Source organism: Pseudoalteromonas sp. PA2MD11 (genome assembly GCF_017808125.1).
Classification (GTDB): Bacteria; Pseudomonadota; Gammaproteobacteria; order Enterobacterales; family Alteromonadaceae; genus Pseudoalteromonas; species Pseudoalteromonas simplex.
The window spans coordinates 1-1,018 of record NZ_JADKNF010000041.1 but is presented as its reverse complement, the minus strand read 5'-3'; the positions used below and the strand labels follow the sequence as shown (position 1 = coordinate 1,018).

The 1,018-nt window shown below is 39.9% G+C and carries 3 tRNA genes; 1 reads left to right on the top strand and 2 read right to left on the bottom strand.

What is annotated here, in order from left to right:
• Window positions 1-3 precede the first annotated feature (3 nt).
• A tRNA-Val gene (locus ISP07_RS20420) sits at window positions 4-79 on the bottom strand.
• Between the two features lie 36 nt (window positions 80-115).
• Window positions 116-191: transfer RNA gene (locus ISP07_RS20415), tRNA-Val, on the bottom strand.
• A 642-nt stretch (window positions 192-833) separates the two neighbouring features.
• On the opposite strand from ISP07_RS20415, the gene ISP07_RS20410 reads away from it, so the two are divergent.
• Window positions 834-909: transfer RNA gene (locus ISP07_RS20410), tRNA-Ala, on the top strand.
• The last annotated feature ends 109 nt before the right edge of the window (window positions 910-1,018 follow it).

Here is a 1,018-nt window from a genome sequence, read left to right as displayed (position 1 = left end):
AAATGGTGGGTCGTACTGGACTTGAACCAGTGACCCTCGCCTTGTAAGGGCGATGCTCTCCCAACTGAGCTAACGACCCATTAAGAATTTAGATATGAAAACCATTAGGGAATAATGGTGGGTCGTACTGGACTTGAACCAGTGACCCTCGCCTTGTAAGGGCGATGCTCTCCCAACTGAGCTAACGACCCATATCTAAAACAACTCATTGCTGCGTTGTTGTGGGGCGCTATTATAGATAGAGTTGTAAATGTGTCAATACTTGAATGAGTAAAAATGTGTTAGATGCAGCTTTTATAAACAATGACATGGCATTTAAGCATTTTTTGGCGAACAAATATGCAATTTATATTCATAAGCTTATATTTAGACTTGGATCTATAGCTTTATGACCTAGATAAATCATTCCAAATGATATGAATACAGTAAATATTTAAAACAGTTTTTTCATACCGATAAATTTGCATTAGTTAATTGCATTCTACTTAGCACTATTAAAACAAAGCAGGGAAGGGGAAAGTCGTTTTATTTAAAGCTTTAAATAACGAATTTTATTTTGCATATAAATGTATACCTTTTTTAAGAGAGTAAACTCAAAAGCAGAGAGCCTTTGATAACAAACCAACAATGCAATTAGCCCAAAATAGCTAATTTGATAGCTCTTTGTATAAAATACCTCCGTAACGGATTGATATTTAGTCAGCTTGTTGAAATTTAAATCATTTAAATAAACTTAGATAAAAAACTGTTGACTTTATTTGGGGGGCTGCATAGAATGCGCCCCGCACTCAGCGATACACAACCAACATTAATTGGTGGTGTGTATGCAAGTCGGGGCTATAGCTCAGCTGGGAGAGCGCTTCGCTGGCAGCGAAGAGGTCTGCGGTTCGATCCCGCATAGCTCCACCAGATTTGCATAGTGTTTGTCCTAGGGTTGCAGTTTTCTGCGTCCCCATCGTCTAGAGGCCTAGGACACCGCCCTTTCACGGCGGTAACAGGGGTTCGAATCCCCTTGGGG